25 protein-coding genes and 1 pseudogene are annotated in these 26,164 nt (G+C 65.5%); 8 read left to right on the forward strand and 18 right to left on the reverse strand.

Translation table 11 applies throughout. The features are described from left to right. Nucleotides 1-2: 2 nt before the first annotated feature. From B047_RS0105565 to B047_RS0105585, 5 genes are read left to right on the forward strand one after another with little or no spacing between them, the layout of a single operon-like run. Complete coding sequence (locus B047_RS0105565; RefSeq protein ID WP_018465973.1) at nucleotides 3-1,064, forward strand: fumarylacetoacetate hydrolase family protein; 1,062 nt, start codon at nucleotides 3-5, stop codon at nucleotides 1,062-1,064. Continuing rightward, on the forward strand, nucleotides 1,061-2,188 hold the full coding sequence (locus B047_RS0105570) for an FAD-dependent oxidoreductase (RefSeq protein WP_018465974.1): 1,128 nt from the start codon (nucleotides 1,061-1,063) through the stop codon (nucleotides 2,186-2,188). Before B047_RS0105565 ends, B047_RS0105570 begins: the two co-directional genes overlap by 4 nt. A gap of 32 nt (nucleotides 2,189-2,220) precedes the next feature. Then, nucleotides 2,221-3,225 carry an SMP-30/gluconolactonase/LRE family protein gene (locus B047_RS0105575; RefSeq protein WP_018465975.1) on the forward strand — a complete coding sequence of 335 codons (1,005 nt, stop codon included), beginning with the start codon at nucleotides 2,221-2,223 and terminating at the stop codon, nucleotides 3,223-3,225. Then, the gene (locus tag B047_RS0105580; RefSeq protein WP_018465976.1) at nucleotides 3,209-3,979 is read left to right on the forward strand and encodes an SDR family NAD(P)-dependent oxidoreductase; all 771 of its coding nucleotides are present in this window, start codon (nucleotides 3,209-3,211) and stop codon (nucleotides 3,977-3,979) included. Before B047_RS0105575 ends, B047_RS0105580 begins: the two co-directional genes overlap by 17 nt. 1 nt (nucleotide 3,980) lies before the next feature. Further along, a complete protein-coding gene (locus B047_RS0105585) occupies nucleotides 3,981-4,907 on the forward strand; it encodes an NAD-dependent epimerase/dehydratase family protein (RefSeq protein ID WP_018465977.1) in 927 nt (308 codons plus the stop codon). Nucleotides 4,908-5,174: 267 nt separating this feature from the next. Here B047_RS0105585 and B047_RS0105590 read toward each other — a convergent pair whose 3' ends face one another. Beyond that, nucleotides 5,175-6,083 (reverse strand): manganese catalase family protein, encoded by a 909-nt coding sequence (locus tag B047_RS0105590; protein WP_026234619.1) that lies wholly within the window; start codon nucleotides 6,081-6,083, stop codon nucleotides 5,175-5,177. Nucleotides 6,084-6,182: 99 nt separating this feature from the next. On the opposite strand from B047_RS0105590, the gene B047_RS0105595 reads away from it, so the two are divergent. Next, nucleotides 6,183-7,091: a hydrogen peroxide-inducible genes activator gene (locus B047_RS0105595; RefSeq protein WP_018465979.1), complete on the forward strand. Its 909-nt coding sequence runs from the start codon at nucleotides 6,183-6,185 to the stop codon at nucleotides 7,089-7,091. Here the strand turns inward: B047_RS0105595 and B047_RS0105600 are convergent. The 5 genes from B047_RS0105600 to B047_RS0105620 all read right to left on the reverse strand — a co-directional run bounded on the left by B047_RS0105600 (nucleotide 7,088) and on the right by B047_RS0105620 (nucleotide 14,940). After that, a complete protein-coding gene (locus B047_RS0105600) occupies nucleotides 7,088-8,395 on the reverse strand; it encodes an ABC transporter ATP-binding protein (RefSeq protein ID WP_018465980.1) in 1,308 nt (435 codons plus the stop codon). The genes B047_RS0105595 and B047_RS0105600 overlap by 4 nt on opposite strands. 18 nt (nucleotides 8,396-8,413) lie before the next feature. Further along, the gene (locus tag B047_RS0105605) at nucleotides 8,414-10,426 is read right to left on the reverse strand and encodes an ABC transporter permease (protein ID WP_018465981.1); all 2,013 of its coding nucleotides are present in this window, start codon (nucleotides 10,424-10,426) and stop codon (nucleotides 8,414-8,416) included. 232 nt (nucleotides 10,427-10,658) lie between these two features. Next, nucleotides 10,659-12,959, reverse strand: coding sequence for a glycoside hydrolase family 15 protein (locus B047_RS0105610; RefSeq protein WP_018465982.1), 2,301 nt, complete (start codon nucleotides 12,957-12,959; stop codon nucleotides 10,659-10,661). Then, complete coding sequence (gene zwf, locus B047_RS0105615) at nucleotides 12,959-14,401, reverse strand: glucose-6-phosphate dehydrogenase (protein ID WP_018465983.1); 1,443 nt, start codon at nucleotides 14,399-14,401, stop codon at nucleotides 12,959-12,961. The genes B047_RS0105610 and zwf overlap by 1 nt, the downstream gene beginning before the upstream one ends. 56 nt (nucleotides 14,402-14,457) lie before the next feature. Beyond that, nucleotides 14,458-14,940: a DUF1003 domain-containing protein gene (locus B047_RS0105620; protein ID WP_018465984.1), complete on the reverse strand. Its 483-nt coding sequence runs from the start codon at nucleotides 14,938-14,940 to the stop codon at nucleotides 14,458-14,460. Nucleotides 14,941-14,966: 26 nt separating this feature from the next. On the opposite strand from B047_RS0105620, the gene B047_RS0105625 reads away from it, so the two are divergent. Further along, nucleotides 14,967-15,809 carry a sulfite exporter TauE/SafE family protein gene (locus B047_RS0105625; protein WP_018465985.1) on the forward strand — a complete coding sequence of 281 codons (843 nt, stop codon included), beginning with the start codon at nucleotides 14,967-14,969 and terminating at the stop codon, nucleotides 15,807-15,809. Further along, the gene (locus tag B047_RS0105630) at nucleotides 15,806-16,165 is read left to right on the forward strand and encodes a DUF1634 domain-containing protein (protein WP_018465986.1); all 360 of its coding nucleotides are present in this window, start codon (nucleotides 15,806-15,808) and stop codon (nucleotides 16,163-16,165) included. Before B047_RS0105625 ends, B047_RS0105630 begins: the two co-directional genes overlap by 4 nt. Here the strand turns inward: B047_RS0105630 and B047_RS16290 are convergent, their stop codons facing one another. The 12 genes and pseudogenes from B047_RS16290 to B047_RS0105690 form a co-directional block, all read right to left on the reverse strand. Then, entirely contained in the window at nucleotides 16,166-17,380 is a 1,215-nt protein-coding gene (locus B047_RS16290) for a polysaccharide deacetylase family protein (protein WP_211209127.1), read from the reverse strand. 12 nt (nucleotides 17,381-17,392) lie between these two features. Beyond that, a complete protein-coding gene (locus tag B047_RS0105640) occupies nucleotides 17,393-18,421 on the reverse strand; it encodes a tetratricopeptide repeat protein (RefSeq protein ID WP_018465988.1) in 1,029 nt (342 codons plus the stop codon). A gap of 330 nt (nucleotides 18,422-18,751) precedes the next feature. Then, a complete protein-coding gene (locus B047_RS0105645; protein ID WP_245533702.1) occupies nucleotides 18,752-19,543 on the reverse strand; it encodes a TlpA disulfide reductase family protein in 792 nt (263 codons plus the stop codon). Between the two features lie 271 nt (nucleotides 19,544-19,814). Then, entirely contained in the window at nucleotides 19,815-20,243 is a 429-nt protein-coding gene (locus B047_RS0105650) for a copper chaperone PCu(A)C (RefSeq protein WP_018465990.1), read from the reverse strand. Nucleotides 20,244-20,251: 8 nt separating this feature from the next. Then, nucleotides 20,252-21,007 (reverse strand): hypothetical protein, encoded by a 756-nt coding sequence (locus B047_RS0105655; RefSeq protein WP_018465991.1) that lies wholly within the window; start codon nucleotides 21,005-21,007, stop codon nucleotides 20,252-20,254. Further along, the gene (locus B047_RS0105660) at nucleotides 21,004-21,507 is read right to left on the reverse strand and encodes a nitrous oxide reductase accessory protein NosL (RefSeq protein WP_018465992.1); all 504 of its coding nucleotides are present in this window, start codon (nucleotides 21,505-21,507) and stop codon (nucleotides 21,004-21,006) included. Before B047_RS0105660 ends, B047_RS0105655 begins: the two co-directional genes overlap by 4 nt. 57 nt (nucleotides 21,508-21,564) lie before the next feature. Then, nucleotides 21,565-22,236, reverse strand: coding sequence for a nitrous oxide reductase accessory protein NosL (locus B047_RS0105665; protein WP_040779238.1), 672 nt, complete (start codon nucleotides 22,234-22,236; stop codon nucleotides 21,565-21,567). Then, nucleotides 22,217-22,855: an ABC transporter ATP-binding protein gene (locus B047_RS0105670; protein WP_018465994.1), complete on the reverse strand. Its 639-nt coding sequence runs from the start codon at nucleotides 22,853-22,855 to the stop codon at nucleotides 22,217-22,219. The genes B047_RS0105665 and B047_RS0105670 overlap by 20 nt, the downstream gene beginning before the upstream one ends. Then, on the reverse strand, nucleotides 22,840-24,036 hold the full coding sequence (locus B047_RS16295) for a NosD domain-containing protein (RefSeq protein WP_018465995.1): 1,197 nt from the start codon (nucleotides 24,034-24,036) through the stop codon (nucleotides 22,840-22,842). The genes B047_RS0105670 and B047_RS16295 overlap by 16 nt, the downstream gene beginning before the upstream one ends. Nucleotides 24,037-24,143: 107 nt before the next feature. Then, complete coding sequence (locus B047_RS18345) at nucleotides 24,144-24,515, reverse strand: hypothetical protein (protein ID WP_018465996.1); 372 nt, start codon at nucleotides 24,513-24,515, stop codon at nucleotides 24,144-24,146. Between the two features lie 401 nt (nucleotides 24,516-24,916). Further along, nucleotides 24,917-25,253: pseudogene (locus tag B047_RS18665) on the reverse strand (transposase); the annotation flags it as partial. 67 nt (nucleotides 25,254-25,320) lie between these two features. Then, the gene (locus B047_RS0105690) at nucleotides 25,321-26,037 is read right to left on the reverse strand and encodes a sulfite exporter TauE/SafE family protein (RefSeq protein ID WP_245533707.1); all 717 of its coding nucleotides are present in this window, start codon (nucleotides 26,035-26,037) and stop codon (nucleotides 25,321-25,323) included. Between the last annotated feature and the right edge of the window lie 127 nt (nucleotides 26,038-26,164).

The following is a 26,164-nucleotide window of genomic DNA, read 5'->3' on the forward strand; positions in this document are numbered from 1 at the left end:
CGATGAGCGGACAACCCTTTTACCTGGGTACTTTTCGGGCTGGGGGTGGCCCCCCCTTCGCCGGGCTGGTGCTGGAAGGGCAGGTGGTGGCGGTGGCTGCCCTGGCCCCCCTGTGCCATCGGTTGGGCTTTGAGCTGTTCCAGCCCGAAAGCGTGCTGGGGCTTCTGGACGACTGGGGACGCAATTACCCGGCGCTGGAGCGGGCTGTGGAGGCCATCCGCGCCGGGGAAGCCGGAGGGCTGCCTTTCATTGCCGAGGCCCAGCTCCAGACCCTGCCCCCGGTCTATCTGCCCCGGCAGATTTTTTGCTCCGGGGCCAACTACAAAAAGCACGTGGTGGACCTCATCGTGGCCCAGGGGGGGCCCCACCTGGCGGGCAAGAGCGAGGCTGAGCGGCGCGAGTGGGGCCAGCGCCGGATGGATGAGCGGGCCCGCTGGGGCAAGCCCTTCGTCTTCACCAAGCTGCCCACCAGCGTCATCGGCCCCTACGACACCCTCTGGCTGCCTCCGGAGGTGCAGCAGGCCGACTGGGAGCTCGAGCTGGGTGTGGTGATGGGCCGTCCGGCCCGTCGGGTGCGGCGCGAAGAGGCCCTGGACTATGTGGCCGGGTACGTGGTGGTCAACGACATCACCGCCCGCGAGCTCGTCTACCGGCCCGACATCCCCGAGATGGGCATGGACTGGCTGGCTTCCAAGAACGCCCCGGGTTTCCTCCCCATGGGGCCTTACCTCACCCCCGCGGCCTTCGTGCCCGATCCCCAGAACCTCACCGTCACCCTCCGACTCAACGGCCAGGTCATGCAGCACGAGTCCACCGCGGACATGATCTTCGGGGTGGCCCGGCTCATCGAGTTCATCTCGGCCCACGTGCAGCTTCTGCCCGGCGACCTCATCTGCACCGGCTCCCCAGCGGGCAACGGCATGCACTACGGCCGCTTCTTGCAAGAGGGCGATCTGATGGAAGGCAGCATCACCGGCCTGGGCACCCAGCGCATCCTTTGCCGCCTGGAAGAGGTGCCCGGTCGGCCAGAACCGACAAAGTACGCCAGCGAGGAGGTCGGATGAGCGTGGAAAAGGTGTTGATTGTGGGCGGTGGGATCGCCGGTCTCTGCACCGTGGTGGGCCTCAAGGGCAGCGGTGCTGAGGTGGAGATCGTCGAGCAGAACCCCAAGTGGGACGTCTATGGGGTGGGCATCATCCAGCTCGCCAACGCGCTACGGGCCCTGGCTGCCTTGGGCCTGGCCGAGGAGGCCATCGCCCAGGGATTCCCCATGTCGGCGCTGGTGATGTGGCGGCCCGACGGGGCCCCCATCGCCACCCTACCCCAGCCCCCCATCGCCGGGCCGGACTTTCCCCCGCAAAATGGCATCGCCCGCCCCAAGCTGCACGCCATTTTGCAGAAGGCTGCCCAGGTTGCGGGGGCCCGGGTGCGGCTGGGCTTGAGCGTGCGGGCTATAGAACAGGATGGGGAGAGGGTTCGGGTTACCTTTACCGACGGCAGCCAGGGGGTCTACGACCTGGTGGTGGGGGCCGATGGGCTGCGCTCGAGGGTGCGTCAGCTGGTCTTCCCTGAAGCCCCCTCGCCCCAGTACGAGGAGCAGGTGGTTTGGCGCTACAACCTGCCCCGCCCTCCCGAGGTGGACAACATCTGGATGTGGATGGGCGACCCCAAGGTGGGCATCGTGCCGCTAGGCCCCGACCTGATGTACATGTTCATCACCGACGCGGCCCCTGGCCAGCCCCCGCGCTACCCCGAGGCTGCCCTGGCCGAGGAGATGCGCAAGCGGCTGGATGGCTACCGGCACATCCCCCTGCTGGCCCGGCTGCGGGAGCAGATTACCGACCCCAGCAAGGTGGTGCTGCGCCCCTTCGAGACCATTCTGGTGCCGGCCCCCTGGCACCGCGGGCGGGTGGTGCTGGTGGGCGACGCAGCCCACGCCATGACCGCCCATATCGCCCAGGGCGCGGCCATGGCCATCGAGGACGCGGTGGTGTTGAGCGAGGAACTGCGGCGCCAGCCCAGCCTGGAGGCCGCGCTCGAGGCCTACAACCGCCGCCGCTTTGACCGGGTGCGCCGGATGGTGGAGATGTCCCGCCAGCTCTGCATCTGGGAGCGCACCCACGACCCTAAGGCCGACCCGGTGGGGGTGACCGCGGCCTCCATGGAACTCGCCGCCCAGCCGATATGACTATGAGCCCGAATCCCCTAAGAGGTTTCCGGGTGGAGCGGGATCGGATCGGCTTCATCGGCCACGGCCTGCAGCGCCCGGAGTGCATTCTGGCCGAGCCGGACGGCACGCTTTGGGTGGCCGACGCTCGGGGTGGGGTGGTGCGGATTGACCCGGACGGCCGCCAGACCCTCATCACCCCCAAGCTACAGGCCCAGGGCGCCTCCTTCGAGGAGCGCTACGTGGAGGCCAAGGGCTCGCTGCCCAACGGGCTTTGTTTCGACCAGGAAGGAAACCTCATCATCGCCAACTGGGGCACCAACGCCATTGAGCGCATGTCCCGGGAGGGCCACCTCGAGACCCTCTACACCGAGATAGACGGAAAGCCCCTGGGCAAGGTCAACTTCCCCCTGCGCGATTCCAAGGGCCGCATCTGGTTCAGCGTGACCACCCGCACCGAGCCCTGGACCGAACAGGTCAACACCAAAGTCAGCGACGGCTACATCGGCCTCATCGACGAGAAGGGCATCCGCATCGTGGCCGAAGGGTTTTGCGGCACCAACGAGTTGCGCTTTGACGCCAGGGAGGAGTGGCTTTACGTGGTGGAGAGCACCGCCCGGCGCATCACCCGGCTTCGCCACAAGGACGGCGAGCTTTTTGAGCGCGAGGTCTATGGGCCTAGGGAGCTCGAGGGCCACCCCGACGGCTTTGCCTTCGACGCCTACGGCAACCTCTGGGTGACCCTGGTCTTCCTGGACAAGCTCATCGCCATCACCCCAGAAGGGGAGGTGCTGGAGCTACTGGACGATTCCAACCCCGAGGCCAACGCGGTCTACGAGCAGCATTTCCGGGCCGGCACCCTGACCCCGCAGATCATGGCCGCCAACCACGGCATGCTCTGCCCCTGGATGGCCAGCCTGACCTTCGGCGGCCCCGACCTCCGCACGGTCTACCTGGGCAGCCTGCGCGGCGACCGGATTCCCTTTTTCCGCAGCCCCGTGCCGGGGCAGCCCATGATCCACTGGCACCAAGGAGGGGCCCGTGCATCCACTCTTTGACCTGAGCGGCCGGGTGGTTCTGGTGACCGGGGGCAGCCGTGGGATTGGCCTAGCCAGCGCCACCCTCCTGGCCGAGCTGGGGGCTACCGTAGTGCTCTCCAGCGAAGACGCCGCAGCCTGCGAACAAGCTGCCCGGGACTTGCGCGCGCGGGGCCTGCAGGCGCTGGGGGTTCCTTGCGACGTGGGCGACCCGGAGCAGATAGAGGCTCTGGTGGAGACGGTGCTGGGGCTGGGCCGGCTGGACGCGGTGGTGGCCTGCGCAGGGGTAGCCCCCCACTTTGGCCCCCTGGTGGAGGCCAGCGAGGCTGACTGGGAGCAAACCTTCCGGGTGAACCTGCAGGCCAACTTTTGGCTGGCCCGCCGGGTGCTGCCGCAGATGCGCCGGCAAGGGGAGGGGAATCTGGTCTTTATCGGCAGCCTCTCGAGCCTGCGGGGCAACCAGCACATAGGTCTCTACGCCCTCTCAAAGGCCGCCCTGGCCCAGCTCGCCCGCGACCTTGCGGTTCAGTGGGGGCCTTTTGGTGTGCGGGTGAACGCCATCTCGCCCGGCCTCATCCGCACCGCCTTCGCCCGGCGCCTCCTGGAGGACGAGGCTTTTCTGAAGCGTCGCATCGCCCAAACCCCCCTGCGCCGGCTGGGGGAGCCGCAGGACATCGCGGGGGTGGTGGCCCTTCTGGTCTCGCCTGCCGGGGCCTTCATCACCGGGCAGAACCTGGTGGTGGACGGGGGCACCCTGATTTCCGACGGGGGCTAGCATGAACATCTGGATTACCGGTGCTGCGGGCTTTTTGGGCTCGGTTCTGGTGCGGCATTTGCTCGAAGAAAGGCCGGTAGGCTTCGCCTATCTGGTTCTACTGGACAAACGCTTCCCCCAGACCTACAGCGACCCGCGGGTGCAGGCGCTGGAAGGGGATTTCTACGACCCGGCGGTGCTCGAGGCCGCCGCCGCCCACCCCCCAGACTGGGTCTTCCACTTAGCCAGCATCCCCGGCGCTTTGGCCGAGCGCGAGTTCCTTCTGGGCCAGAGGGTCAATCTGGAGGGCACCCTGGCCTTGCTCGAGGCCCTCCGCACCCTTTCCCAGCCTGTGGTGGTCTTTGCCAGCAGCGTGGCCGTCTACGGCGCCCCCCTGCCGCCTTTGGTGGACGACCAAACCCCCGCCCGCCCCAGCTCGAGCTATGGCACCCAGAAGCTCATTGGGGAGCTGTTGTTGCAAGACTACACCCGGCGGGGCTACCTGGACGGGCGGGCTTTGCGCCTGCCCGGCCTCGTGGCCCGCCCGCCAGGCCCCTCGGGGCTGGCCTCGGCCTTTATGAGCGAGCTTTTGCACCACCTCAAAGCCGGTACCCCCTACACCCTGCCGGTTTCTCCCCAGGCCCGCATGTGGTGGATGTCGGCCCGCTGCTGTGCAGAGAACCTCCTGCACGCCGCCCGGCTTTCGCTGGCCCCTCAGGAGCCGCGGGTTTTTTTGCTGCCCGCCCTGTGGGCCTCCGTGGAAGAGGTGGTGGCCGAAGGGGCCAGGCTTTTTGGCCCCGACCGCAAGGAGGCCATCTGCTACCTTCCCGACCCCGACCTCGAGGCCCGCTTTGGCCGGTACCCACCCCTTAGGGCGGAGCGGGCCATGGCCAAGGGTTTTCAGACAGATAGAAACCTCAAGGAGATGATTGTGCAGGCGCTTAAGTAGCTCTTGCCCTGTATGACTCAGTCCGTTTTTCCCAAGCGAAAAGGCGAGAACAGGGTGTTTGCAAAAGGCCTAGACTCAACCTACAGCACTCTTCACTAGGGATTGAGCCGCCCAGGACTATTCTGGGGCGAGATGATACGAATAGCTGCTGCGATCATCGAGCAGGGCAGGAGAGGTACCTTCCTTAATCCAAAAATGCCCCTGGAGTACACTGGCCCAAAGCTCTGGGCAGGTACTCCAGGGACTTAGCACCGTATAGGTAAACGGTTACTTAGCCTTATCGTAGAGCTTCTTGGCAATCTCAAAGAGGTTTTCTACCTCGAACTCTGGGGCGAATTCCGCTGAGTCGTGACCCGCGTCGAAGACCTCCCCACCCGTAGGGGGTCCGTCCACTACCACTACTGAGCTCCCATCTTCAGGAGAGGCACCGTTCCAGATAAGGCCTAGGTCTTGGTAATCAGAGGGGCTGAAGCGGTAAAGATTGCGGTGGAAGCCTAGATCCATGTATTTCTTGGCCTCAGGGATCTTGCTGTTGTCGATGCGGGGAATAGGAAGTAGCTTGGTCATCTCTACCCCAGTGAGGCTCTCCAGGGCCTTGCCATAGGCCGCAGCGTGTACCCCACCGCGCACCAGCAAGTAGCCGATCATTTCGCGGGCTACGGGGTTGCTGGTCATCTCGTAGACCCGCAGCTTGTGGGTGCGAGCGGCTACTTCTAGGAAGAAATTGTGCAGCAAATCCAGGATCAGGTTACCGCTGGTAAAAACATACTCTCCGTTCCAAGGTTCGCCCATTGCCCCCATGACCAGGGTGTTAGCCCCACCGGCGATAAAATGGGCAGTGTTGCGAGCGTCTTTGGCAAAACCCAACGGTGCCTCCACCGGATCTATGGGGTTTTCCTTATCCTGGCCGGGGTTTTTAGCCAGAAGGCTGTTCACTGTAGCCGAGACCAGCTCGATGTGTCCGAGCTCCTCAGTGGCGATATTGGCGATGAGGTCGTAGTAGGGCTTGAGGGTCGTCTTCCCCCGGAAATTGAAGGATTGGTACATGTAGTTCATCAAGGTAGACATTTCCCCAAAGCGCCCCCCCAAAAGGGCCTGTACGGCTGCGGCAGCGTTGGGGTCTTGGTCTTTGGGCATGGGTAATTCGATTTGCAGACGGTCTATTCTCAGGAACATTTGAGACCTCCTGTCCGGTAAGGCCGGACGACCCTCACTCTAGGGGGCAGATATGTATAAGTCTAATAGATTGTGTGGGTATTGGTATAAAATAAATTTATGACTTTAGAGCAACTTCGGTACCTAGTAACCCTAGCCGAGGAGGGGAACTTCACCCGAGCAGCAGAGCGGGTGTTTCTGACCCAACCAGCCTTGAGTGTGCAAATTCGCAGGCTCGAGGAGGAGCTCGAAACCCGCCTTTTTGATCGAAACAAACGGCCTTTGGAGCCTACTGAGATAGGGCGGAGGGTGATAGCACAGGCCCGGCGGGTCCTAGAAGAAGCAGAAAAGATCAAGCTTATGCTTGGAGGGGGAGCTGAACTGTTTCAAGGACTTTTCCGAGTGGGGGTTATTCCTACCTTGGCCCCCTACCTGCTGCCTCGGTTGCTTCCGCAAATCACCCGGCAGTGGCCTCAGTTGAAGCTTTCGGTGCGGGAAGAGCTAACCCCAAGCATTCTGCAAGATCTGCTAGAAGGCCGGCTGGATGCCGGTTTAATCGGCACTGCCGAGCAAATGCCTGGCCTCGAGCGCCTTCCTTTATTCGAAGAGCGGTTTATAGCCTATGTGGCTTGCGATCACCCGCTTTATTCCAGCCCTACGTTGCACCCTTCGGAGATTCCCCTGGAAGACACCTGGATCCTCGCGGAGGGGCACTGCTTCCGCGAGCAGGTACTTGCAGTCTGCCGCCCCGGGGTAGCCCGGCGGCGGGTGGAGTTCCAAAGCGGTGACCTAGAAACCCTGGTGCACTTGGTCGAGGAGGTTGGGGGAATCACCTTTCTGCCCGAGGTGGCCTTGTGGACCCTGCCCCTGCCCAAGTGGAACCACCTTCGTCCGCTACTGCCCGAGGTAGGCCGCACCGTGCACTTGCTTTTGCGAGAAGGAACCCTCAAGCGTCCAGTAGCTTTGGCCTTAGGTGAGCAGGTGCAAGCAGTGTTTCGTAGCCTGCCTCGAGGAGATCGCTTAGGCTAAGCACTATTCTCTGCGGCCGACTCTCGCATCAGCACCCCCCGGTTGTAGTCGTACTCAAATAGCCCGGCGTAGCGCCCCCAGTCAATCGCCGTAGCCAGCACCCCCTCGGCGTCTTCGGTGGACATATAGTCTTCCAGCTCGCGCAAAAAGCGCTCCTCGGGGGCCTGGCCGCTGGGCCGGGTATGCAGCACCCGGTGGATGTGGGTCAGCAGGGGCACGTGGAAGAGCAGCCGCTCGGCGAGGATTTGCTTTTGCTCCTCCGGGCCTGACTGGACAAAGTGCAGGCCCTCGGCGCTTAGCCGGATATCCCCTTCCTGCAAAACCGCCAGTCCTAGCAGTTCGGCGGCATCTACCAAAGGGAAGAGGTCGTCTACCTCGAGGCGCATCTCCGCGGCCAGGCGAGGCAGGTCTTCCCGGCCGAAGTCGGGGCCCTCGGCCACCCGCTCCAAGAGGCTCACCAGCCCCTCTATCGGGGCCTTGGGCAGGCGGTAGCCGATGCCGAGGGGTTCTTGCGGGGGCTCCAAAGCGGGCTTGGCGGTCAGGATGCGGTAGACCTGCTCCACCAGCCCCTGGAAGGCCGGGTCTTCGCGGTCGCGGGGGTAGTCGAGGGGTACCGGCACCTCGGCCCGGATGCGCCCAGGATGGCTCGAGAGCACCAGGATACGGTGGGCCAGGAGCACCGCTTCTTCGATATTGTGCGTGACCAGCAGAATGGCTTTCAGGGGTATGTGCTGGGCATGCCAGATTTCCAGCAGTTCCTCGCGCAAGGTCTCGGCGGTGAGCACGTCCAAGGCGCTAAAGGGCTCGTCCATAAAAAGCACCTCGGGCTTTGTAACCAACGCCCGGGCAAGGCCCACCCGCTGACGCATCCCCCCAGAAAGCTCTTTGGGAAAGGCCTTTTCAAAGCCCCCTAGTCCGATAAGATCGATGGCTTCCAGGGCCCGACGGCGGCGCTCGGCTGCGGGAATGCCCATGGCCTCCAGACCCAGTTCCACGTTTTGTTGCACGCTAAGCCAGGGGAAAAGGGCGAAGCTCTGGAAGACCATGGCCATGCCCGGCATGGGCCCCGGCACTTCCTGGCCCCGGTAGCGCACCTCGCCCGTACTGGGCCGGACGAGCCCGCTCAGGCAGCGCAGCAGGGTACTTTTGCCCGAGCCGCTGCGGCCCAAGAGGGCCACGATCTCCCCCTCTTTGAGCTCGAGGTTGATACCCTCCAGCACGGTAAAGGGTTTGCCCTCGGGGGTGGTGAAGGTTTTATTCAGGTTTATGGCCTTCAGCAGGGTCTTGGTGGCGATTTGCACCATATACACCTCCAAAAAGGGTTAGCCCAGTCGGTAGCGCTCCTCAGCCAGCCGGTAGAGGGGCCGCCAGAGGAGCCGGTTGTAGACCAAGACCAGCAGGCCCATCACCAGCATTCCCAGGCCCACGTGAGGGTTGAAGGCCCCGGTGCCCCAGCGGTCGATATAGGCCCCCAGCCCGGTGGCTACTAGGGTGATGCCGCCCCAGCGCACCACCTCGGCCACGATGGAAGCGTTCCAGGTGCCGCCCGAAGCGGTGATGCCCCCGGTGACCAGGGCGGGAAACATCGCCGGTAGCAGCAGCCGCCGCCACGCCAGCCCGCCCCGCAGGCCGTACATCCGGGCCGCCTCTTTAAGGTCGTTGGGGATGGCTGCGGCACCCGCCACCGCGTTGAAGAGGATGTACCACTGGGCCCCCAGCACCATCAAGGGCGAGACCCAGACCTCGGGGTTGAGCCGCAAGTGCGCAATGGCCACCACAAACAAGGGAAACAGCAGATTGGCGGGGAAGGCCGCCCCGAACTGGGCCAGCGGCTGGACCAAGCGGGTCAGGCGGGGCCGCAAGCCGATGTAGATCCCTAGGGGTAACCAAAAAAGCGTGGCCAACAAGACCACCAACGTCACCCGCAGCGCGGTGAAGAAGCCGAGCCGGAGTACCTCGAGCGCCTCCGGCCAGGCCACCTTGCCCTCCGGGGCCAAGGGCTTCTGGCAGGCCTGCTTCAGGTCGGGAGGGGCTTTTACCCCCGGATCGCGCAGTAGCCTCTTCAGGCCCTCCCCCAGCACCATCCCCTCTCGGGTGGCGCTGCACAGGCGGGAGAGCCAGAGGGCCTGGTCGGAGTCGGGGCGGATCCCCAAATCGGCGAAGCGTTGGGCTATGGCGGGGGAAAGCGCGGGGTTGAGGTTGGGGTTGGGCTGAAGCATCCGCCCATCCCTAAAGCCCAGGCCGGGGCCAAAGAGGTAGCCCAGCAGCACTCCCAGAAGCCCCAGCGCGCTCAGGGTTAGCCCCAAGTTGAAGAGGGTGTCGGCCCACCGGGCCTGCAAATGCCGCCTAGGTGGGGGCTCGAGGGTCGCGCCGGGCCGGTCTTTACGGCTGCTTTTAAGCCACAACCACTCCCATAGGGGCTGGGGTAGGCGGGCGATGCGCTGGGTCAGGCGGGCCCGCTGCAAGAGGGTCAGCACCCACGACCGCGCGGCCTCCTCCGGCGCCGACTGCTCGAACTTGAACTTCTCGGCCCAGGCTACCACCGGGCGAAAGAAGAGCTGGTCGTAGAGCAGCACCAGCACAAACAGGGTGAGCCCGGCGTAGAGCATGGCCCGCAGGTCGGCTTGCTCGATGGCCAAGGCCACGTAGGAGCCCACCCCCGGCAGGTACTGGTTCCCCCGCCCCACCACGCTGATCACCTCGGAGGCCACCACGAAGAACCAGCCCCCCGAGACCGACATCATGGCGTTCCAGACCAGCCCCGGCATGGCAAAGGGCACCTCGAGCTTCCAGAAGCGCTGCCAGGGGGAGAGCCGGAGCATGGCCGCGGCTTCTTGCAGCTCTTTGGGCAGCGTGCGCAAGGAGGCGTAGAAGCTGAAGGCCATGTTCCAGACCTGCGAGGTAAAGATGGCGAAGATGCTGGCGGCCTCGAGGCCAAACAAGCTGCCCTGGAACAACCCCAGGAAGATGCCGGTGGTCGCAGTCAGAAACCCCAGGATGGGCAGCGACTGCAAAAAGTCCAGCAGCGGGATCAACACCTTTTCGGCCCGCGGCAGTTTAGCGGCTGCGGTAGCGTAGGTAAAGGTAAAAAGCAGCGACAGCAAGAGTGCTGCCAGCATGCGAAATAGGCTGCGCAGGCCGTAGTAGGGCAGGTGGGCGAGATCCAGGCTCACCGTGAGGTCGGGCGAGGTGGGGGTGTAGGGCGCGGTGGCCCCCTCCAGGGCCAGGGTGAGCAGGGCCAACAGGGCCAGCACGCCGGGAATCACCAGCAAGTCCCAGCGGGAAAAAGGGGCCCGGCGGCGCAGGGCCTCGGGCGAGGGGAAAAGCCGCCTCATGGGGCCTCCCGGAGCAAAGGATGGGTTGGGCGAAACAAATTACAACCTCCTCGGGGCACAGGGGCTCCCGAGGAGGTGGTTCCTTCAGAATCGGGCGTGCACCACCCGGGAGCCCGGCTTTAACCTATGACTGCCATTGTCTTCCATTGCTTTTTGGCTCCTTTCGGGGTGGGTTTGGGAAAACCTCGGCTATTATGCCGCCGGGCGGTGGGTTGGGTCAATCGGAGGCGCTTCACACTATTCCATACTTTTCATCTTGGAGGATCTCCACCCTGTAGTCTTGGCCTTCCCAACCCTCCCCGAAGCGCCGGGTGAACTCGAGCGAGCGGTGGCCTTGCAGCAGCGCTGGCTCGAGGCGAACCCCAAAGCAGCCCAGCCCCAGCTCGGCGGCTTGCAGCTGTGCTACCCCTTGCCAGCCGTCAAAGCCAAAGTGCAGAGTAAAGGGCCGGACATCCTCGATCCAAAGAGCCTGCCCAATGGGAATTTGCCGGTAGGGAATGTCCTTGCGCCAGTGCAGCGCCGCGGGTGGGCGGGGGTTACGGTAGCGGGCGACCACGGCCCGCAGTTGTTCGCTGGGGCGGCCTTGCTGTAGGGCTAAGAAGAGCTTCAGGTACTCGGCGTGAGCCCAGACCAGGGGCATGGCGCTGCCGGTGGGCCGCCCGGGGAAGAGACCCCGCTCGGGTAGGGGCGGGCTGTCCCAGACCTGCTCGGGGATGAGCCCCCCGGGGCTGGCCGCGCGGGCCATGGCCCACAGGTAGGGCAGCGGGTCTTCCCCGGCCAAAAGGGCGTAGTGGCCCCGCTCCCCGCTCAAAAGGGGCCAGGCCCGGCCTACCCCAGCCCCGTCAAAGGGGCGGCCATCGGGGTGCTCGCCGTAGCCGTCGTGGTTATAACGGTGGTAGAAGGGGCCGCTGGGGGTCTCTACCCGCAGCAGGGCCTCCGCCAGCCGCAGGGTGTCGCGGATGCGAGAGTCGTGCGGCGGGCGCAGCCCCAGCCGCACCAGGTAAAGGAAATCCAGGCTCACCAGTTCTTCGGCTTCTACCTGCTCACCTCCCCGGTTCTGCACCAGCACCCGGCCCCGCAGGCCCATCATCCCTGGCGGGTGGATGCGCACATAATGCCCCCTCACCCCGTGCTGCTGGTCGAGGGGGGTGTTCTCCCCAAAGGTCCACTCCTCAATCCGGGCGTTCCAGGCATCGGCCAGCGAGAGGGCGTAGCTTTGGTGGGGTTCTTCCAGAAGATTCGCCCCCGCCACCAACGCGGCCACCTGCACCCCCAAGGTGAAGGGGTTGGCCCCGGCGTTCTCCTCCCAGCGGTCCTGGGGGCTGTAGGGGCCGTTTCGGGCGATGAAGCCCAAGGCCCTGTGCACCATCCGTCTGACCAGGGCTTCTTCAGAAAGCCCTCCTTCCTCTGCTAAGCGCGCCGCCAGCAACACCGGCAGGGCCACTTCGTCGAGCTGGAGGCCTGTCCAGTAGGGCCGCCCATCGGGGTAAAAGTTCTGCGGCCAGCTCCCATCGGGCCGCTGGGTGGCCGCGAGGTAGGCCAGCATCCGCCGGGCATCCTGCAGCTGGCCTGCCGCCAGGAGGGCCAGCCCGGCCTCCACCGCGTCGCGCGGCCAGACCAGGTGGTAGCCGCCCGGGTCGTCATGGGAAGACCCCCAGGGGGTGGAGAGGCTGGCCACCACCGCCCCAGGGTAGGTGGCGTCCTCGTGCGCTTTGAGCACCATGGCCGAGATACGGGCCATCCGGGTGAGCTCGGGGTGCTCCCCCTCGATCCGCAGCCTTCGGGCCCAAGCCTCCCAGCCCTCCAGGTAGCGCGCCCGCACCACCCCGTAGCCCTCGGCCAGGCTCGAGCGGGCCAGGGTGTGGGCCCCTTCCGGGCTGGGGGCAAAGCCCAGGGCCAGCACCCCCTCCGAGCCCGTGAGCTCGCCCATCAGGGCCACGTTGCCCCCCACGGCCCGGCGGAAGCCCCAGGTCATGGCCCCGTTTTGATGGAAGTCCTGCCAGCCATCGGAAAAGCCCACGAAGCCCGCGCTGGCCCGGGTAAACCCCGGCTCGGCCAGAAGCGCGAGCGCCGCGCCGGGCGCTTGGGCGAAAAGCCCAGCATCCTCTACCCAGGCCGCGTTGCCGTGGCCGCTGCTGCCCAGGTGGGGGGCCAGCAAGGGGTATAGTCGGAAACCCTCTCCCTCCAGCCGGTAGCGCACCAGCACCACGTCGCGGCTGGGGTCGGCCAGGAACTCCAATTCCAGCCTGTACCCCTCGCCCTGGTGTACCACCTGCGGCAGGGGGATCTCGGGGGCCGGGGCTGAGAGGGTGTAGCGCCCTACCCGCTTGACCTCGTACCAGGCCCCCTCCCGGGCCACGATGAAGCCCAGGTCGCGGATCTGCGGCTGGCCGGTGGAGGGCCAGAAGACCTCATTCAGGATGCCGTGGCCCACGGTAAACCAGACCCGGCTGGTGCCCAGGGCCGTGCCCACCAGGTCTTTGTCACTGGAGGCCCAGGTAGGGGGAATACCCGGTGCGCCAAAAGCTTCCATCAAGCACCTCCCAAAGGCCGCCAAGTGTGGCCTTCCTCCATCAGTCGGGCCATCCCCACCGGCCCCTCCGAGCCGGCAGGGTAGGGCTCGGGGGAGCCCTTCTTCCAGGCAGCCAGCACCGGCTCTAAAATGCGCCAGGCCCATTCCACCTCGTCGAAGCGTAGGAAGTGGGCCCGGTCGCCCCCTAAAGCGTCCAGCAGGAGCTGCTCGTAGGCCGAGTAGGGGACGTCGCCAGGCCGCTCGTAGGGGGCCTCGAGCGTCACGGGCCGGCCCTCGAGGGAAAGCCCCGGGGCCTTGGCCCAGGCCAGGAGCTCGAGGGACTCCTGGGGCTTCATGCGGAAGACCAGCCAGTTGCACCCCGGCGCCTTGGGCCCGAAGAACTGGGTGGGCACCTCGTGGAACTGCACCGCCACCTCGGCGTAGTCGGCGCCCAGCCGTTTGCCGCTGCGCAGGTAGAAAGGCACCCCGCGCCAACGCCAGTTGTCCACGTAGAGCTTGAGGGCGGCGAAGGTCTCGGTGGTGGAGGCCGGGGGAATGTGGGCCTCCTGCCCATACCCCGGCACCCGCTGGCCCCCCAGGACTCCGGCGGTATACTGCCCCCGCACGGCAAACTCGCCCACCTGCTCCGGCGGGATGGGCCGCACCGAGCGCAGCACCTCCACCTTGTGCTCGCGCAGGATTTCAGCGTCCCAGACCGAGGGGGGCTCGAGGGCCACCAGGGTAAAAAGCTGCATCAGGTGGTTTTGCAGCATGTCCCGCAGGGCCCCGGCCCGGTCGTAGTAGCGCCAGCGGCCCTCCAGGCCCAGGGTCTCGGCGTAGGTGATCTGCACCTGGGCGATGTGCTGGGCGTTCCAGATGGGCTCCAAAAAGCGGTTGGCGAAGCGGAAGACCAGCAGATTCTGGGTGGTCTCCTTGCCCAGGAAGTGGTCGATGCGGAGAATCTGGTCTTCCCGCCAGTGGCGGTGCATCTGCCGGCGCAAGACCTCGGCCGAGGCCAGGTCGTAGCCGAAGGGCTTCTCCACCACCAGGCGCCGAAACCCTTGGGCGTCGTCGCTGAGCCCGGCCTGTCCCAGCCCTTCGGCGGCGGGGCCAAACAGGTCGGGGGGCAGGGCCAGGTAGAAAAGCGCGTTGGCGGCCAGGCCATCCCGCAGGGCGGCGAGCCGCTCGGGGTTCAGGTCGCCCGAGCGGTAGCCCACCCGATCCCGCAAGCCCTCCCAAACCCCCGGGTTAAACTCCGGCACGAAGCGGCGCAGGGCCTGCTCGAGGTGCTGCCAAAACCGCTCCCGGCTCCAGTCCTCCACCGCGTACCCCAGGACAAAGACCCCCTCCAGATGCCCCCGCGCCCATAGCCGGTATAGGGCGGGCATCAGAAGCCGCTGGGTCAGGTCGCCGGTGGCGCCCAGGATGACCAAGGTGGTGGAGGGCGCTTGTGAGGTGTGCATGGAGGCAGGTTCCACCCGGAAGGTAAGGATTGGGTAAAGACCAGCCGAGGCCTGCCCTAGTGGGAATCCTCGGCCAGACGCAAGGCCTCCTCGGCGCTCAGCCCGCTCTTGATGACCAGGGCCAGCAGCAGGCGGTTTTGGTACTCGATGTGCTTCAGGAGGGCCTCGATCTCCTGCTCGGCCCGAAGGTTTACCTGGTAGTCGTGCTCGGCCCTGAGCTCGGCGTGGCGGCTTTGCAGGTTCTGCCCCACCATGATGAGGGGCATCAGGAAAAGCTGGATCATGTTGGATAAAAAAAGCCAGAACACGAAGGCCATGGGGGGGTCGAACTTGAGGTGGGGCGGGGCCAGGAAGTTCCAGGAGAGCCAGAGCACCGTCCAGGTGAAGACGATCAGAAAAAATCCCATGCTGCCCACATGCTCGGTAATCCAAAGGGCCAGCCGCTCGAGCGGGGAGAGGGTCTCTTGGTGTTCCTGGTTGACGTTTTTCAGGGGCTTGCGCCGCCTCAGCAACTCGGCGATTTTAGGGAGGTTTTGCATAGTGGGGATAGAATACTGCTGTTCGTATGAGCGGGCTCGAGCTCACCCTCCTCCTCTTCCTGGGCAGCCTCTTGGCCGGAGGGGTGGGGGCCCTCACCGGGCTGGGGGGCGGGGTGATTTTGGTGCCCTTGTTGGTGCTCGGCTTCAAGGTAGACCTGCACTACGCCCTAGGGGCCTCGCTGGTCTCGGTGATTGCGACCTCGAGCGGGGCCGCCTCGGCCTACGTGCGGGAGGGGTACTCCAACCTGCGCATCGGGATGTTTTTGGAAGTGGCCACCACCTTGGGGGCCCTGCTGGGGGCTTATCTGGTAGGGGTTCTCCCCAAAAGCTGGGTCGCCACCCTGTTTGGCCTGGTGCTCTTGTACTCGGCCTACCAAGGCTTCCAGGATCGCCACAGAGAAGAGCAGCCCAGCCCTAAGCCCTCCGACCCCCTGGCGCTGCGCCTGCGACTGGAGGGCGCCTACCCCACCCCCCAGGGGCCCAGGCCTTACAAGGTTTACAACGTGCTGGGGGGCTTCGGCCTGATGGGGGTAGCCGGGATGCTCTCGGGGCTTTTGGGCATCGGCTCGGGGGCGGTGAAGGTACTGGCCATGGACAAGGTGATGGGCCTGCCCTACAAGGTCTCCACCACCACCTCCAACTTCATGATTGGGGTGACCGCGGCGGCTAGCGCGGGGGTCTACCTGGGCCGGGGCTACATCGATCCCTTGCTGGCCATGCCGGTGATGCTGGGGGTGCTTTTGGGCTCGCTGCTGGGGGCCCGTATCCTGACCCAGGCTCCGCCAGCCCGGCTGCGGCTACTGTTCGTAGGGGTGATTGCCCTGTTGGGGGTTCAGATGATCTACCAGGGCCTGCGGGGAGGGCTATGAACGACCGGACGATGGAGGGTTTGCTGGGGAATCTACTGCGGCTGGGGGTTCTGGTGGCCGGGGCGGTGGTCCTGGCGGGGGGCTTGCTGGAGCTCGCAAGCCACGGCGGCGAGCGCGTGGACTACTCGGTCTTCCGGGGGGAACCCGCCTCTTTGCGCTCGCTGGTGGGTATCCTGCAGGGCGCCGAGGAGGTCCGGCCTCGGCACCTGATCCAGCTAGGCCTTTTGCTCTTGGTGTTGACCCCCGTGCTGCGGGTGGCCCTCTCGGTGGTGCTCTTTGCCCGGCAGCGCGACGGGGTCTTTGTGGGGGTCACGCTTTGGGTATTGGGGGTTTTGCTCTACAGCCTGGCCCATTAGCTACCACCCGGCCTGGTCGGAGAGGGTGGTGAGAATGAATCCCCGGGCCCGGGCCTTGTGGGCGATTTCTTCCAAAACGCTCAAGGTTTCCTGGGCGTTGTCGTGCAACAGGACGATGCCTCCCCGGCGCAGGTGCCGCAGGGTGCGGCTGGCAATGATGCCGCTTCCCGGGTTGTTGAAGTCGGCGGGGTCGTCGGTCCAGAAAGCGGTGCTAAGGCCCAACTCGCGCGCCACCCGCAGCACCTGGGTGTCGTAGCGCCCGCCGGGCGGGCGGAAGAAGCGCGCTTTCTGTCCGGTGAGGCGCTCGATGAGCTGGTTGGTGCGCGTCAGCTCGTCCCGGATTACCTCCTCGGGCAGGCCCACCAGGCGCACGTGGTGGTAGGTGTGGTTGGCCAGTTCGTGTCCGGCCTGGGCCAGGTCGCGCACAAAGTAGGGGTAGGCCTCGGCGTTGCGTCCGATCAGAAAAAAGGTGGCCTTGACCCTTGCCCGGCTCAGGGCCTCAAGCAGCAGAGGAGCGTACATGGGGTGTACCGCATCGTCGAAGGTGAGGGCCACCTTGTCAGAACCGGGCGGGCCGTGGTAGTAGAGGCTGCTGCTGCGAGAGGGGCCTTTTTGCCGTTGCGCTTCTTGTAGGACCTGCTGCTCTTGCAACTCCTGAGGGCTGCCCTCGTAGGTTGGAATCGTCTCAGCCAGGCGGCTGGGCCTACGGGTGGGTGGTAGGGGTTCGTTGGGGTTGAGCCAGAGATGGTCGTAGAGGCCTAGGGTTTCCGGGCGCAGGCGCAGGAACTCTTCCAGCCGGGTTTTGGGTACTGAGGCGGTGAAAAGGGGTAGGGGCCCCCCAAACCCCGCATAGCCCTCGGCCTGGTAGAGGCTCACGTCCACCACCGCAAGGCTGCCTCGAGCGGCGAAGGCCCGCTGCACGAGCTGCTGAGCCAAGCTCAGGAGGCGGGCGGGCTGGCGTTCGCGCTGGGGTACCAGCAGCAGCCCGTGGGCGGCCTCGAGGTGGCCGTTGGAGAGGTAGACCAGCCACTGCAGGCCGGGCAGGGGTGGGTTGAGCCGAATCTGCGGCAGGGGTGGCGCGGGATGGAAGCCCGGGGCCACCGGCTGCACCTCTCCCAGCGGTGCCTGCACCCTGGGTAGGGGCCCAGCTTCTGCTGGGCTGCGCCAGCAACCCAGGAGGCCTAGCAGGAGCAGGGCGAAAATCCAGCGTCGCACGCCCTCACCCCTTTAGGCCTCGGCCCACCGCTGGGCCTCCTGGGGCCCGGACGGCACATGGCCCTGGGCCAGGTAGAGCTGGTAGGCCATCTGGAACTGCTTTCGGGCGGCCTCGAGCCTTCCTTGCTTGCGGTAGACGTACCCCAAGCCATAGACCGCCAAAGGGTTCCTGGGCTGGCGGGCCGTGGCCCGCTCCAGGAACCTCGCCGAGGCCTCGAGACCCGCCGGGGTGCTGGGCCCGATGAACCCGCCAGGGGCCCGCTCACCCCGGTAGTAGTCGAACTGCGAGCGCAGGAAGGCGACGTCGAGCGGCTGTGCCAGACCCAGGGGCAGGGGTTTGCCATCGGCCATCCGGGTGTACCCGCGAATCGCCCCTAGGGCGCCAAAGTGTGCCTCCACAAAGCGATAGTCGCGAGCCCCTCTGTCCCACAGGTAAAGCCCCGGGTGCCGCATGAAGGGGGTGGGGTCGGAGGCATCGACCAGCCGGTCCTGGCCGTCCGAGCCCCGTAGCAGGGCAACCGCGTGGCCTAGGTTGCTCTCTTTCCCTTCTGGGTTCTTCCAGACCATTACCACCCCCGCCTCCAGCCCAACCCCTTGCAGTAGCCCGGCGATCAGCACCGACTGGAGCAGGCACTGCCGCTCGCCGAAGCGTACCGCGTTGAAGAACTCGAAGCCGCGCTCCAGGCTGAACCTGGGGATGAGGGTCTTGACCACCCGGTGGAGCCAGATGGCGGTGGCTTCTTCCAGGGCCGCTCGCTTGCGGGGGTCGCGGGTGGCCTCGAGCCGGGCGCGGCGGTGGGTCAGGGCCTGCTCCAGGTGCTCGTGGTCGTGGGCTTGGTAGGCGGCCTCGAGCCAGCCCCGGAAGGGCTTGGGCTTGGGGGCAGGGGCCAGGGCATAAGAGTCTTCAAGGAAGCGACCAAATGCGGAGGAGTGGTAAGGGTACTGGGGAAAGGTGGCCTGCTGAGCGTTTCCGGCAGCCCAAAGCACCGCTCCCCCGAGCAGCCCCTTGAGGGCCTGGCGGCGGGAAAGAAGCGGAACCATCCTGCGTATAATCCTATGGCTAAGGTTAGGGGGCCTGGGTAAAGCTTTGGTAAAGATAGCTCCTCGAACAATGTCGAACTTAGCCTGATGTCAGGAGAGGCCGGTTCGAATGCGATGGGACCCTAAGCGCAAAAAAGCCCGCAGGGCCAAAAGACCAGCGGCTTATCCGGTGTGCTGCCATCCAGGATGAGTACCCTTCGCCTTGGCCGGGCGCCACGCGCTTTTTCCCACAGGGCTTCCGTATCCGGTGGCCATCGTGAGAGCAAGCGCATGTAATAGCCTCTTGCTACCTTAAGGGGCAACTGCGGACGATTTTCAGGCGGCTAAGCGCTACTTGAGCTGTTGCAAAAGTTGCTCGAGCTGCCCCCGGTTCACCGGTCCCAGGTGACGGGCTATGACCTGTCCATCGGAACCAATCAACAAGGTGGTGGGCAGCCCACTCACCTGAAAGGCCCGCTGCAAACCCGCGCTATCTAGGAAGACCCGCGCCGAGAGCCCGGTTTGCTGTAAGAAGTTTTGTATGGTTCCTGGATTTTCGCCCACATTCAGGAGCACGATAGGATAACCCTTCCGCTGGTACTCCACCAAGAGGGGCATTTCAGCCCGGCAGGGGGGGCACCAGGTAGCCCAGAGGTTGATCAGCATGGGTTTGGGTAGGTCTGCGAAGCGCACCTCGCCGGGACGGATTTGGCCGGCCTCGAGGTACTGAAGCATCTGGGTCTCGTAGGCGGGCTTGCTGCTCAAAGGAGCAGGACGGGTAAGGCCGTGTTGCACGCCCAGCGGCAGCAGGGCTACGGCCAGCGAGGCCACCCCCGGAACCAGCAAGCGGGTCGCTTCCTGTTTGAGCAGGAAAAGTGCCGCGATGGCCCCGGCGGGGAATCCCACCCACCAGCTCCAGCCCCCGCTACGGATATCCAGAACACCGAGCAGGGCTGTACCGGCATTAGGCCAGCTAGACAGGTGCTCCACGGCATAACCCACCCGGGCCGCCAGCGCTGCAAAGAGCAATACCCACCAGGCTTTACCCTCCACCCCCTGACGCGCGGCCAGCCCAACAAAGGCAAAAACCCCCAGCAGCAGGGCCAGATTGGGCCAGCTCAGGGCCAGCGGGCCAAGTAGCATAGCATCTGGGGTGAGCTTCATCGGCTAAACACCATCCATCCTAAAAGCAGCAGCGCCATCCAGGGCATCAGCTTGCACAGAGATAAGCCCCGCAGTCGGCAGGACAACCAACCGCGTAGATGCTCCACTCCGGCTCTTACAATGGCCGTCATATTCACGTAGCGCATTATACCCCAGGGGGATATAAATGCAAACCTTTGCTTTCTCAACGGAAAGACCCCGGGGGTATCGGATCGTTGGCCCTCGACTGCAGCGAGACCCGCGGCCTTGGCTAGCGCGCCTCTACGGTAAGGGTAAGGGTGAGGGTGGCCCCGCCCTCGAGCCTCAGGGTAAGGGGTACCTTTTGCCCCTCGGCCAGGGGCCGGGGGTTTTTTTCGCGCAACCCGTAGAGCATCAGGTGGTACTTGCCGGGCAGCACCTCCAGCCGCCCCCGTGCGGGCACGACCAGGGCCTCTACCCGCTTCATGGCCGAGACGTCCTGGTGGTCGCCGTGGCCGGCGTGGGTGGTCTGGTGAAACTCCACCCGGGTGGCGATGGGGGTGCTGGCCCCCACAATTCGGACGGGTCGGTCCCCCGGGTTGTAGAGCACCAGGTAGGCCGCGGTGATGTTCCCCGGCACCCGGCGCACCCAGCCCTGCTCGAGCCGCAGCGGCTGGGCCAGGGCCAGACCGCCCAAGAGAAGCACAGTAATCCAGCGCATATTCATCATCATCGATCCCTTTTGGCAAAGCGCCAGGCGGCGCCCCATAAACCGAGCCCCACCCCGAGCAGGCCCACCGCTACCGGCAAAAGCCCCCCGGTGTAGCCCAAAAACTCCTTGAGTAAGTAACCGGTGGGCCCCACCAGCACTGGGGCCCCTAGGGCGTACAGCAGCCCCACCCGGAGGAGCTCCAGAGGATTGATCAGAACGGCGGTCAGCAGGAAGCGTTCCAACGGGTACTCCCGTAGGGCCACGGCCAGCCCGATGACCAGGGGGTCGTAGGCCAGCACCAGAACGCCCCAGAGCAAGAGTCCCAGGCCCAGGGCCCGGGAGGGCTCGAGGCCCGCCCCCACCCAGCCCGCCAGCCCCACCCAGAGCCACAGCAGGCCCAGTCCGCTCAGCAAGAGGAGCAGGACGGCCTTACCCCCCAACCCCAAAAGCCCCGCCGCCAGGGCCAGCCCGGTCAGAACGGGCAGGCTCAGGCCCAGCCCCACCCCCAGCACCCCCGAGAGATAAAGCCGGGCCGGGCTTTGGGGCATGCCAGCCCAGAAGGCCCAGTCCTCGCGGGGGGTGAGCAGGGGCAGCGCCAGGGCCAGCACAAAGGGGGGCAGCAAGAGCGAGAGCGAGGCAAAAAGCGAGACCACCGCCACCGCTTCGCCCCGGCCCTGGAAGGCCAGGGCCAGCAAGGGCAGCAAGCCTACCGGGGCGAAGGCCCAGGGGTTGCGCAGCAAGGCCTTGGCGTACAGGGGCAAGAGGGCGTTCATCGTCCGTAGCCCGGCACCCAGGCCTGCTTGCGCCCACGCGAAAGGAGTTCGCTCCAGCGCAGCTTTTCCCCGGCATGCTGGGGCCTTTCTTTTAGGTAAGCTTCCAGGGCGGCGGTGCTGCCGAAAGCCAGCAGGCCAACCCCCATGGGGGTACGAATGCGCTCATTGAAGAGGAAGTGGGCCTGTTCTACCGTCAGAAAACGGGCTTCCTGGCGCTCCGAGTTGGCAAAGTCGGCCACATACATCTCCTTGGGGGTGGCCTGCGGGCCGCCATAACCCAGCACATGGTCGAGCAGGCAGCCCACGTCGTCGTAGGGGTAGACCTTGCCGGTGGTGGTGACCATCTGCGCCGCGTAGCGGGCGTCCAGGATGGTCATGTTGCAGTAGGGGCAGGCATCCACCCCCACCCGCAGGGGCCGAGGCGCCGCCTGCGCCGGTTGCAGCACGCCGGGGCCCAGGGGCAGGGCCAGCAGTCCTTTGATGAGGGTGCGTCGCTTCATCGGGGTTCCTTAGTTGGGCCGGGGGCGGGCATTAACCCCCGGCCCAGGTGTCTGGTTTTACTTGAGCAAGCCCGCGTGCTTGGCCAGCAGGCTCACCAGGTTCATCTCGGGCAAGGGCGCCAGATCCAGCAAAGTCTGCCAGTCCAGCACGCGGGTGCGGCCCAGGTCGGGGTTGGTGTGGGCAAAGGTCATGGCTGCATCGGCATTTTTGAAGGCCGCAATTTTGGCGTCCATCACCACCCAGCCGCGCTTCTCAGCCCACAGGTACACCGCCTGGCGGGCGGGGATTAGGCTCACCGCCGCGGGGCCTTTGGCCGGGTTGTAGGCCCCCCGGTCGGTCACGTAGAAGGTGGTGCCCACCCCGTCGCGCAGGCCGTAGACCCAGGCGTAGTTGACCATGCAGGCGATGGACTCAAAGGGGATGGCCTCCATCCCATTTTGCGGCTCCTTGAGGGCAATCTGGCTGTAGGTCTGTTCGAAGAAGCCCGGAGCGAAGGTACGGCCCATCCAGGCCCCCGGCGGGGGGGTCTTGAGCGGCATCCCGCAGAAGGCGCAGGTGCCCCCCTCCCAGGGGATGGCCTTGGCCGGGAGGGTCTCGAGGTTGGCCGGGGCCGCGGGCTGCATGGGTTGCATCGGCTGGTGCATGTGCTGGGCCAGAGCTTGCGAGAGGACCGCCGAAGCGCCCAAAGCCGAGAGCATCTTCACCACTTCACGACGGTTCTTGTGCATAGTTCACGCTGCCTTGTTCAACCACCCGGCCGTTTTCCAGGCGCACATAGCGCTCGGCCAGGCGTGAGAGTTCTTCTTGCCGGTGAGCCGAGATGATGACCAGCCCGCCCATGGCGAGGTGGGCGGCCATCCAGTCTTGCAAACGCTCCAGACCCTCGGTATCCAGCGCCGAAGCCGGTTCGTCCAGCAGCCACAGCGGCGGGTAGCCCATCAGCCCGGCGGCCAGGGCCAGCCGCTGCCGCCAGCCCCCCGAGAGTTGGGCCACCGGGCGCTTCAGGTGGGCCTCCAGGCCCATGCGCAGGGTGGCTTCGCCCTTGTCCTGGGGGCTTGCCCCTTTGAGGCGGCGGGCCGCTTCCAGAATCTCTTCCACCCGTAGGGTGGGGGGAAGGCTCAGGTGCTGGGGGATGTAGGCCCGCGCGCGGGCCGCTCCCAGGCTCTGGGGAGGGTGCCCGAAGAGCCGTACCGTGCCGCCATCGGCTTTGAGTCGCCCGGCCAGGAGGCCCAAGAGGGTGCTCTTGCCGGCCCCGTTGGGGCCCAAAAGGGCCAGGCTGCCCGAGTTTAGGCGGAGGTTTACGCCCGAGAGCCGCCCCTTTTTGTGCAGGTCTACCACCTCAACCATAGGCCTCCCAACAGGCTCAACAGGGCCAGCCCCAGTAGGCCGGGCGCGATGGGGGTCGCCGGCGGCGAGGCAGGCCGGGCTTCCGGGTCGGCCAGGGCCAGCAGCCGAAGCCCCGGCACCCGGGCCTCGGCGGCCTCCCAGAGCAGAACTCCCGGCGAGAGGGCCAAAAGGCTCAGGTCGGGCTGGCGGGCGCTCAGGAGGGCAAAGCTGCTGCTGGGCAGGTGGGGGATGGGCAGGGGCGTGGCCCGGTCGAAGGCGTTGCCCCGGAGTACCACCCTGGCCCGGGGGTCGTCCACCGCCACGTCCTGGAGGTTGCCCACAAAGGTGTTGGCGGTGGCCCTCAGGGTGTTCTGGTCGGTGTCGCGGGCGAAGAGGAGGGCGGTGCCGCTTCCTTCAAAGCGGTTGCCGAGGAGCTGGGTGTCCCTCGAGTCCAGCGACAAAAGCCCGATGGTGCTCTGTAGGAAGCGGTTGCCCTTCAGTGTGGCCTTCCACTCCTCTTGCAGCAAAAGTCCGTAGCGCAAAGGCCCCACTTCCCGGGCAAAGGTGTTCCCCTCCACCCGGTTTTCGGCCCCGTGCATGAGGGCCGAGCCCACCCGGTTGCCCTGGCTGTGGTTGCCCCGAACCTGGGCCTGGTAGGTGAACATCAGGTGCAGGCCGTAGCGTTCTCCGGCTTCCATCCGGTTCTCCTCCACCACCACCCGCTCGCCGTACTCCACGTACAGGTTGTCCAGGAAGCCCCGGATACGGTTGCCCCGCAGCACTACGTCGTCGCTGCGGTAGGTTTGCAGGCCAGGGGCGGCCTGGGTGCCTACCAAATCGCAGTTTTCTATCCGAGCCCTATTGGACTTTTCCACTCGAATGCCGGCCGTCACTCCGTAGGCCCGAATCCCGCGCACCGCGCAGCCCTCGCACTGGTAGAGCGCCACAGCCGCATCGGGCTCATAGAAGTCGTCGCCGGGGCCCACGTTTTGCACCTCGAGGCCCTCCACCACAACCCCCGGCGCCCTCAGGGTGAGCGCGGTACCCTTACCCCCGCCGTCCAGCACCGCGCCGGGGCGGGCCACCAGGCGCACCCCGGGGGTGGTTATCGTCCAGGGGCCCTGGTGCACGCCGGCCTCCAGCACCACGGTCTGGCCGGGGTGCAGGGGGGGTAGAGGCGCAGGGGGATGAAGCACCAGCATAAAGCGCTGCAGGCTGCAGGTTCAGCAGGGGGCTGGGCTGGGGTATTGGAATGCCGCAGATTCATCCCACGACCTCCGCGGGATACGAGGGTCGGAGGCATTTGCTTTCAGGCATGAGGCGGCCCCCGGATCAGCAGCGGAAAAACCGGGGCTAGGTGCAGCTTTTGCAGTTGTTGTGGGCCGATTGTGCTGAGGAGGCGGGGAACGGGGAGCGGCACCGCGACCAGCGGCGCGGCCCCGTCGCTAAACCCCCCGGGGATGCAAAGGGGGCAGTGGGGCGAGTGGGTGTGGCCGGGGGAAGGGGCCGGCTGGGGCTGAGCAGACCCGGGGTGGAAGGTGCAGATATCCCCGGACAGGAAGCTGAGCGGCAGTGCCTGGGTGCGGGGGTCGCGCAGTGCGTACTGGCTCGAGACCAAAAGCACCAGCCCCGCCAAGGCCAAGGTCAGGAGGGGGTGCCGCTGGGGGGCTCGAGCCGGCATACTCCTTATAAGTATAGGTAAGTATAGGCGACCCCTTGCGGGGGTAATTTGTCCCGGCTATATATCCCTAGGGGGTATATTATACTCAGGGGTGAGCGGACGACGTATCCTGGCTGAGGAAGTCTTGCTCTGTTGCAAGGTTTGTGATAATGATGAGCTACCGTGACTTTGTAGAGCTTTTACGGATGAGCCAGGAACTCAGGGAGGCACTGGAACTCGAAGAGGCGCCTCACTACAGCACCGCCTTCGTCAAGCCACCTGGATGCGACGAACCGGCAGTTATTGCAGCGCTTAGGGGTGGTGGAGGAGGTGGATAGCACCGGGTTTCGCCCCGCCCAGGTCAGCGCCTACTTTCAGACCCGGCGGGGTCAAGGCGTTCGGAGCTGGGTGAAGGGGAGCTATGCAGTGGGGAGGGGCTTCCGGTCCACCACCTGGAGAAGGCCTTGCAAGGTGGGCCAGTAGCCCTTGGGCCATCTGCAGTACGCGGTAGAAGCGGGAGAGGTGAGGGAGGGGACGATCCCCTTCGGGACGGAGCACGCTCCGTACACCGCGGGGAAGTAGACCTCGAGGGTGGTCCTGGCGGCGAGGGCCAGGAGTTCTCTGGTGCTTTTGTTGTTTGGGGAAGCGAACTCCTTGGGCCTGCAGCGCTTTGAGCTGGTCATCTACCCAGATATAGGTAGCTATCAGGGGGGTTTCTGCGTCAAGATGGTAGAGGGGGTGCTCGCGATCTGAGTGCATAGCACCCCCTTTTTTCACACCTCGGGGGTTCAGATCAAGTAGCACACGAAGGTATGTGAGGAGCGCTCTAAAGCTGCGAGACCTTATACAAGGTCACCAGCACGATCAGCACCCCGAAGATCTGCTTGATGCGGGCGGGGGGTACGTACAAGCTGGTGAGCCTCGAGCCCACATAAGACCCCAGCGCCCCCACCACCAGCAGGGTGAGGGTGAGCCCCGGGTCTAGCCGAGCTGTGCCCAGGTGGGGCAAAAACGAGGAAAAGGAGGGCGGGGTGACCGCAAAGGCGTTGATGCCGGCAGCTTTCTTGGGGTCGTGGCCGGTAAGGATCAGGGTGGGCATCAGCAAAAAGCCCGGCCCTACGCCCAAAAACCCCGAGAGCACCGAGATGGGCGCGGCCAGGACCAGCGCCAGGGGGAAGTTCTCGCGGGTAGCCGTCCCCTTGACCGGACGAAACAGGTTGAAGGCCAGGTAGACCACCGCCGCCAAGTAGACCCACCAGACCCACTGCACCTGGACCCGCTGCACCAGCCAGGCCCCCAAAGGAGCGAACAAGGTGGTCACCAGTCCCAGCAACAAAGCCTTGCGCCAGTCCACGTGCCCGCTTTGGGCAAAGCCGAACACCGCAAACAGCGCCGTGACCCCGTTGAGCAGCAGCGATAGGGGTTGTACCTGGTGCACCAGGTCGGGCAAGAACAAGGACAAAAAGGGTACCGCCGCAAAGGCCACCCCCAGCCCCAGCATCCCCGAGACCACCGCTAGCAACAGCAAGCCAACCACCAGCACCAGGTTCAAGGCGCCACCTCCCAGGAGCCCTGAAGGCGCACGGCCTGGGCCAGCGTTTGCAGCACCGTACTGTTGCGCTCTGCCAGCTCGATCAGGCGCTCCAGGCGTTCAGGTGGGGCCGGGCTTT

Origin of the sequence: Calidithermus timidus DSM 17022, assembly GCF_000373205.1 — a bacterium.
GTDB lineage: Bacteria > Deinococcota > Deinococci > Deinococcales > Thermaceae > Calidithermus > Calidithermus timidus.

What these genes read in the sequence shown, in the direction of transcription:
- B047_RS0105565 (WP_018465973.1), top strand. Translation starts at nt 3, where the DNA reads ATGAGCGGACAACCCTTTTACCTGGGTACTTTTCGGGCTGGGGGTGGC.
- B047_RS0105570 (WP_018465974.1), top strand. Translation starts at nt 1,061, where the DNA reads ATGAGCGTGGAAAAGGTGTTGATTGTGGGCGGTGGGATCGCCGGTCTC.
- B047_RS0105585 (WP_018465977.1), top strand. Translation starts at nt 3,981, where the DNA reads ATGAACATCTGGATTACCGGTGCTGCGGGCTTTTTGGGCTCGGTTCTG.
- B047_RS0105590 (WP_026234619.1), bottom strand. Translation starts at nt 6,083, where the DNA reads ATGTTCCTGAGAATAGACCGTCTGCAAATCGAATTACCCATGCCCAAA.
- B047_RS0105595 (WP_018465979.1), top strand. Translation starts at nt 6,183, where the DNA reads ATGACTTTAGAGCAACTTCGGTACCTAGTAACCCTAGCCGAGGAGGGG.
- B047_RS0105600 (WP_018465980.1), bottom strand. Translation starts at nt 8,395, where the DNA reads ATGGTGCAAATCGCCACCAAGACCCTGCTGAAGGCCATAAACCTGAAT.
- B047_RS0105605 (WP_018465981.1), bottom strand. Translation starts at nt 10,426, where the DNA reads ATGAGGCGGCTTTTCCCCTCGCCCGAGGCCCTGCGCCGCCGGGCCCCT.
- B047_RS0105610 (WP_018465982.1), bottom strand. Translation starts at nt 12,959, where the DNA reads ATGGAAGCTTTTGGCGCACCGGGTATTCCCCCTACCTGGGCCTCCAGT.
- zwf (WP_018465983.1), bottom strand. Translation starts at nt 14,401, where the DNA reads ATGCACACCTCACAAGCGCCCTCCACCACCTTGGTCATCCTGGGCGCC.
- B047_RS0105620 (WP_018465984.1), bottom strand. Translation starts at nt 14,940, where the DNA reads ATGCAAAACCTCCCTAAAATCGCCGAGTTGCTGAGGCGGCGCAAGCCC.
- B047_RS0105625 (WP_018465985.1), top strand. Translation starts at nt 14,967, where the DNA reads ATGAGCGGGCTCGAGCTCACCCTCCTCCTCTTCCTGGGCAGCCTCTTG.
- B047_RS0105630 (WP_018465986.1), top strand. Translation starts at nt 15,806, where the DNA reads ATGAACGACCGGACGATGGAGGGTTTGCTGGGGAATCTACTGCGGCTG.
- B047_RS0105640 (WP_018465988.1), bottom strand. Translation starts at nt 18,421, where the DNA reads ATGGTTCCGCTTCTTTCCCGCCGCCAGGCCCTCAAGGGGCTGCTCGGG.
- B047_RS0105645 (WP_245533702.1), bottom strand. Translation starts at nt 19,543, where the DNA reads ATGCTACTTGGCCCGCTGGCCCTGAGCTGGCCCAATCTGGCCCTGCTG.
- B047_RS0105650 (WP_018465990.1), bottom strand. Translation starts at nt 20,243, where the DNA reads ATGCGCTGGATTACTGTGCTTCTCTTGGGCGGTCTGGCCCTGGCCCAG.
- B047_RS0105655 (WP_018465991.1), bottom strand. Translation starts at nt 21,007, where the DNA reads ATGAACGCCCTCTTGCCCCTGTACGCCAAGGCCTTGCTGCGCAACCCC.
- B047_RS0105660 (WP_018465992.1), bottom strand. Translation starts at nt 21,507, where the DNA reads ATGAAGCGACGCACCCTCATCAAAGGACTGCTGGCCCTGCCCCTGGGC.
- B047_RS0105665 (WP_040779238.1), bottom strand. Translation starts at nt 22,236, where the DNA reads ATGCACAAGAACCGTCGTGAAGTGGTGAAGATGCTCTCGGCTTTGGGC.
- B047_RS0105670 (WP_018465994.1), bottom strand. Translation starts at nt 22,855, where the DNA reads ATGGTTGAGGTGGTAGACCTGCACAAAAAGGGGCGGCTCTCGGGCGTA.
- B047_RS16295 (WP_018465995.1), bottom strand. Translation starts at nt 24,036, where the DNA reads ATGCTGGTGCTTCATCCCCCTGCGCCTCTACCCCCCCTGCACCCCGGC.
- B047_RS18345 (WP_018465996.1), bottom strand. Translation starts at nt 24,515, where the DNA reads ATGCCGGCTCGAGCCCCCCAGCGGCACCCCCTCCTGACCTTGGCCTTG.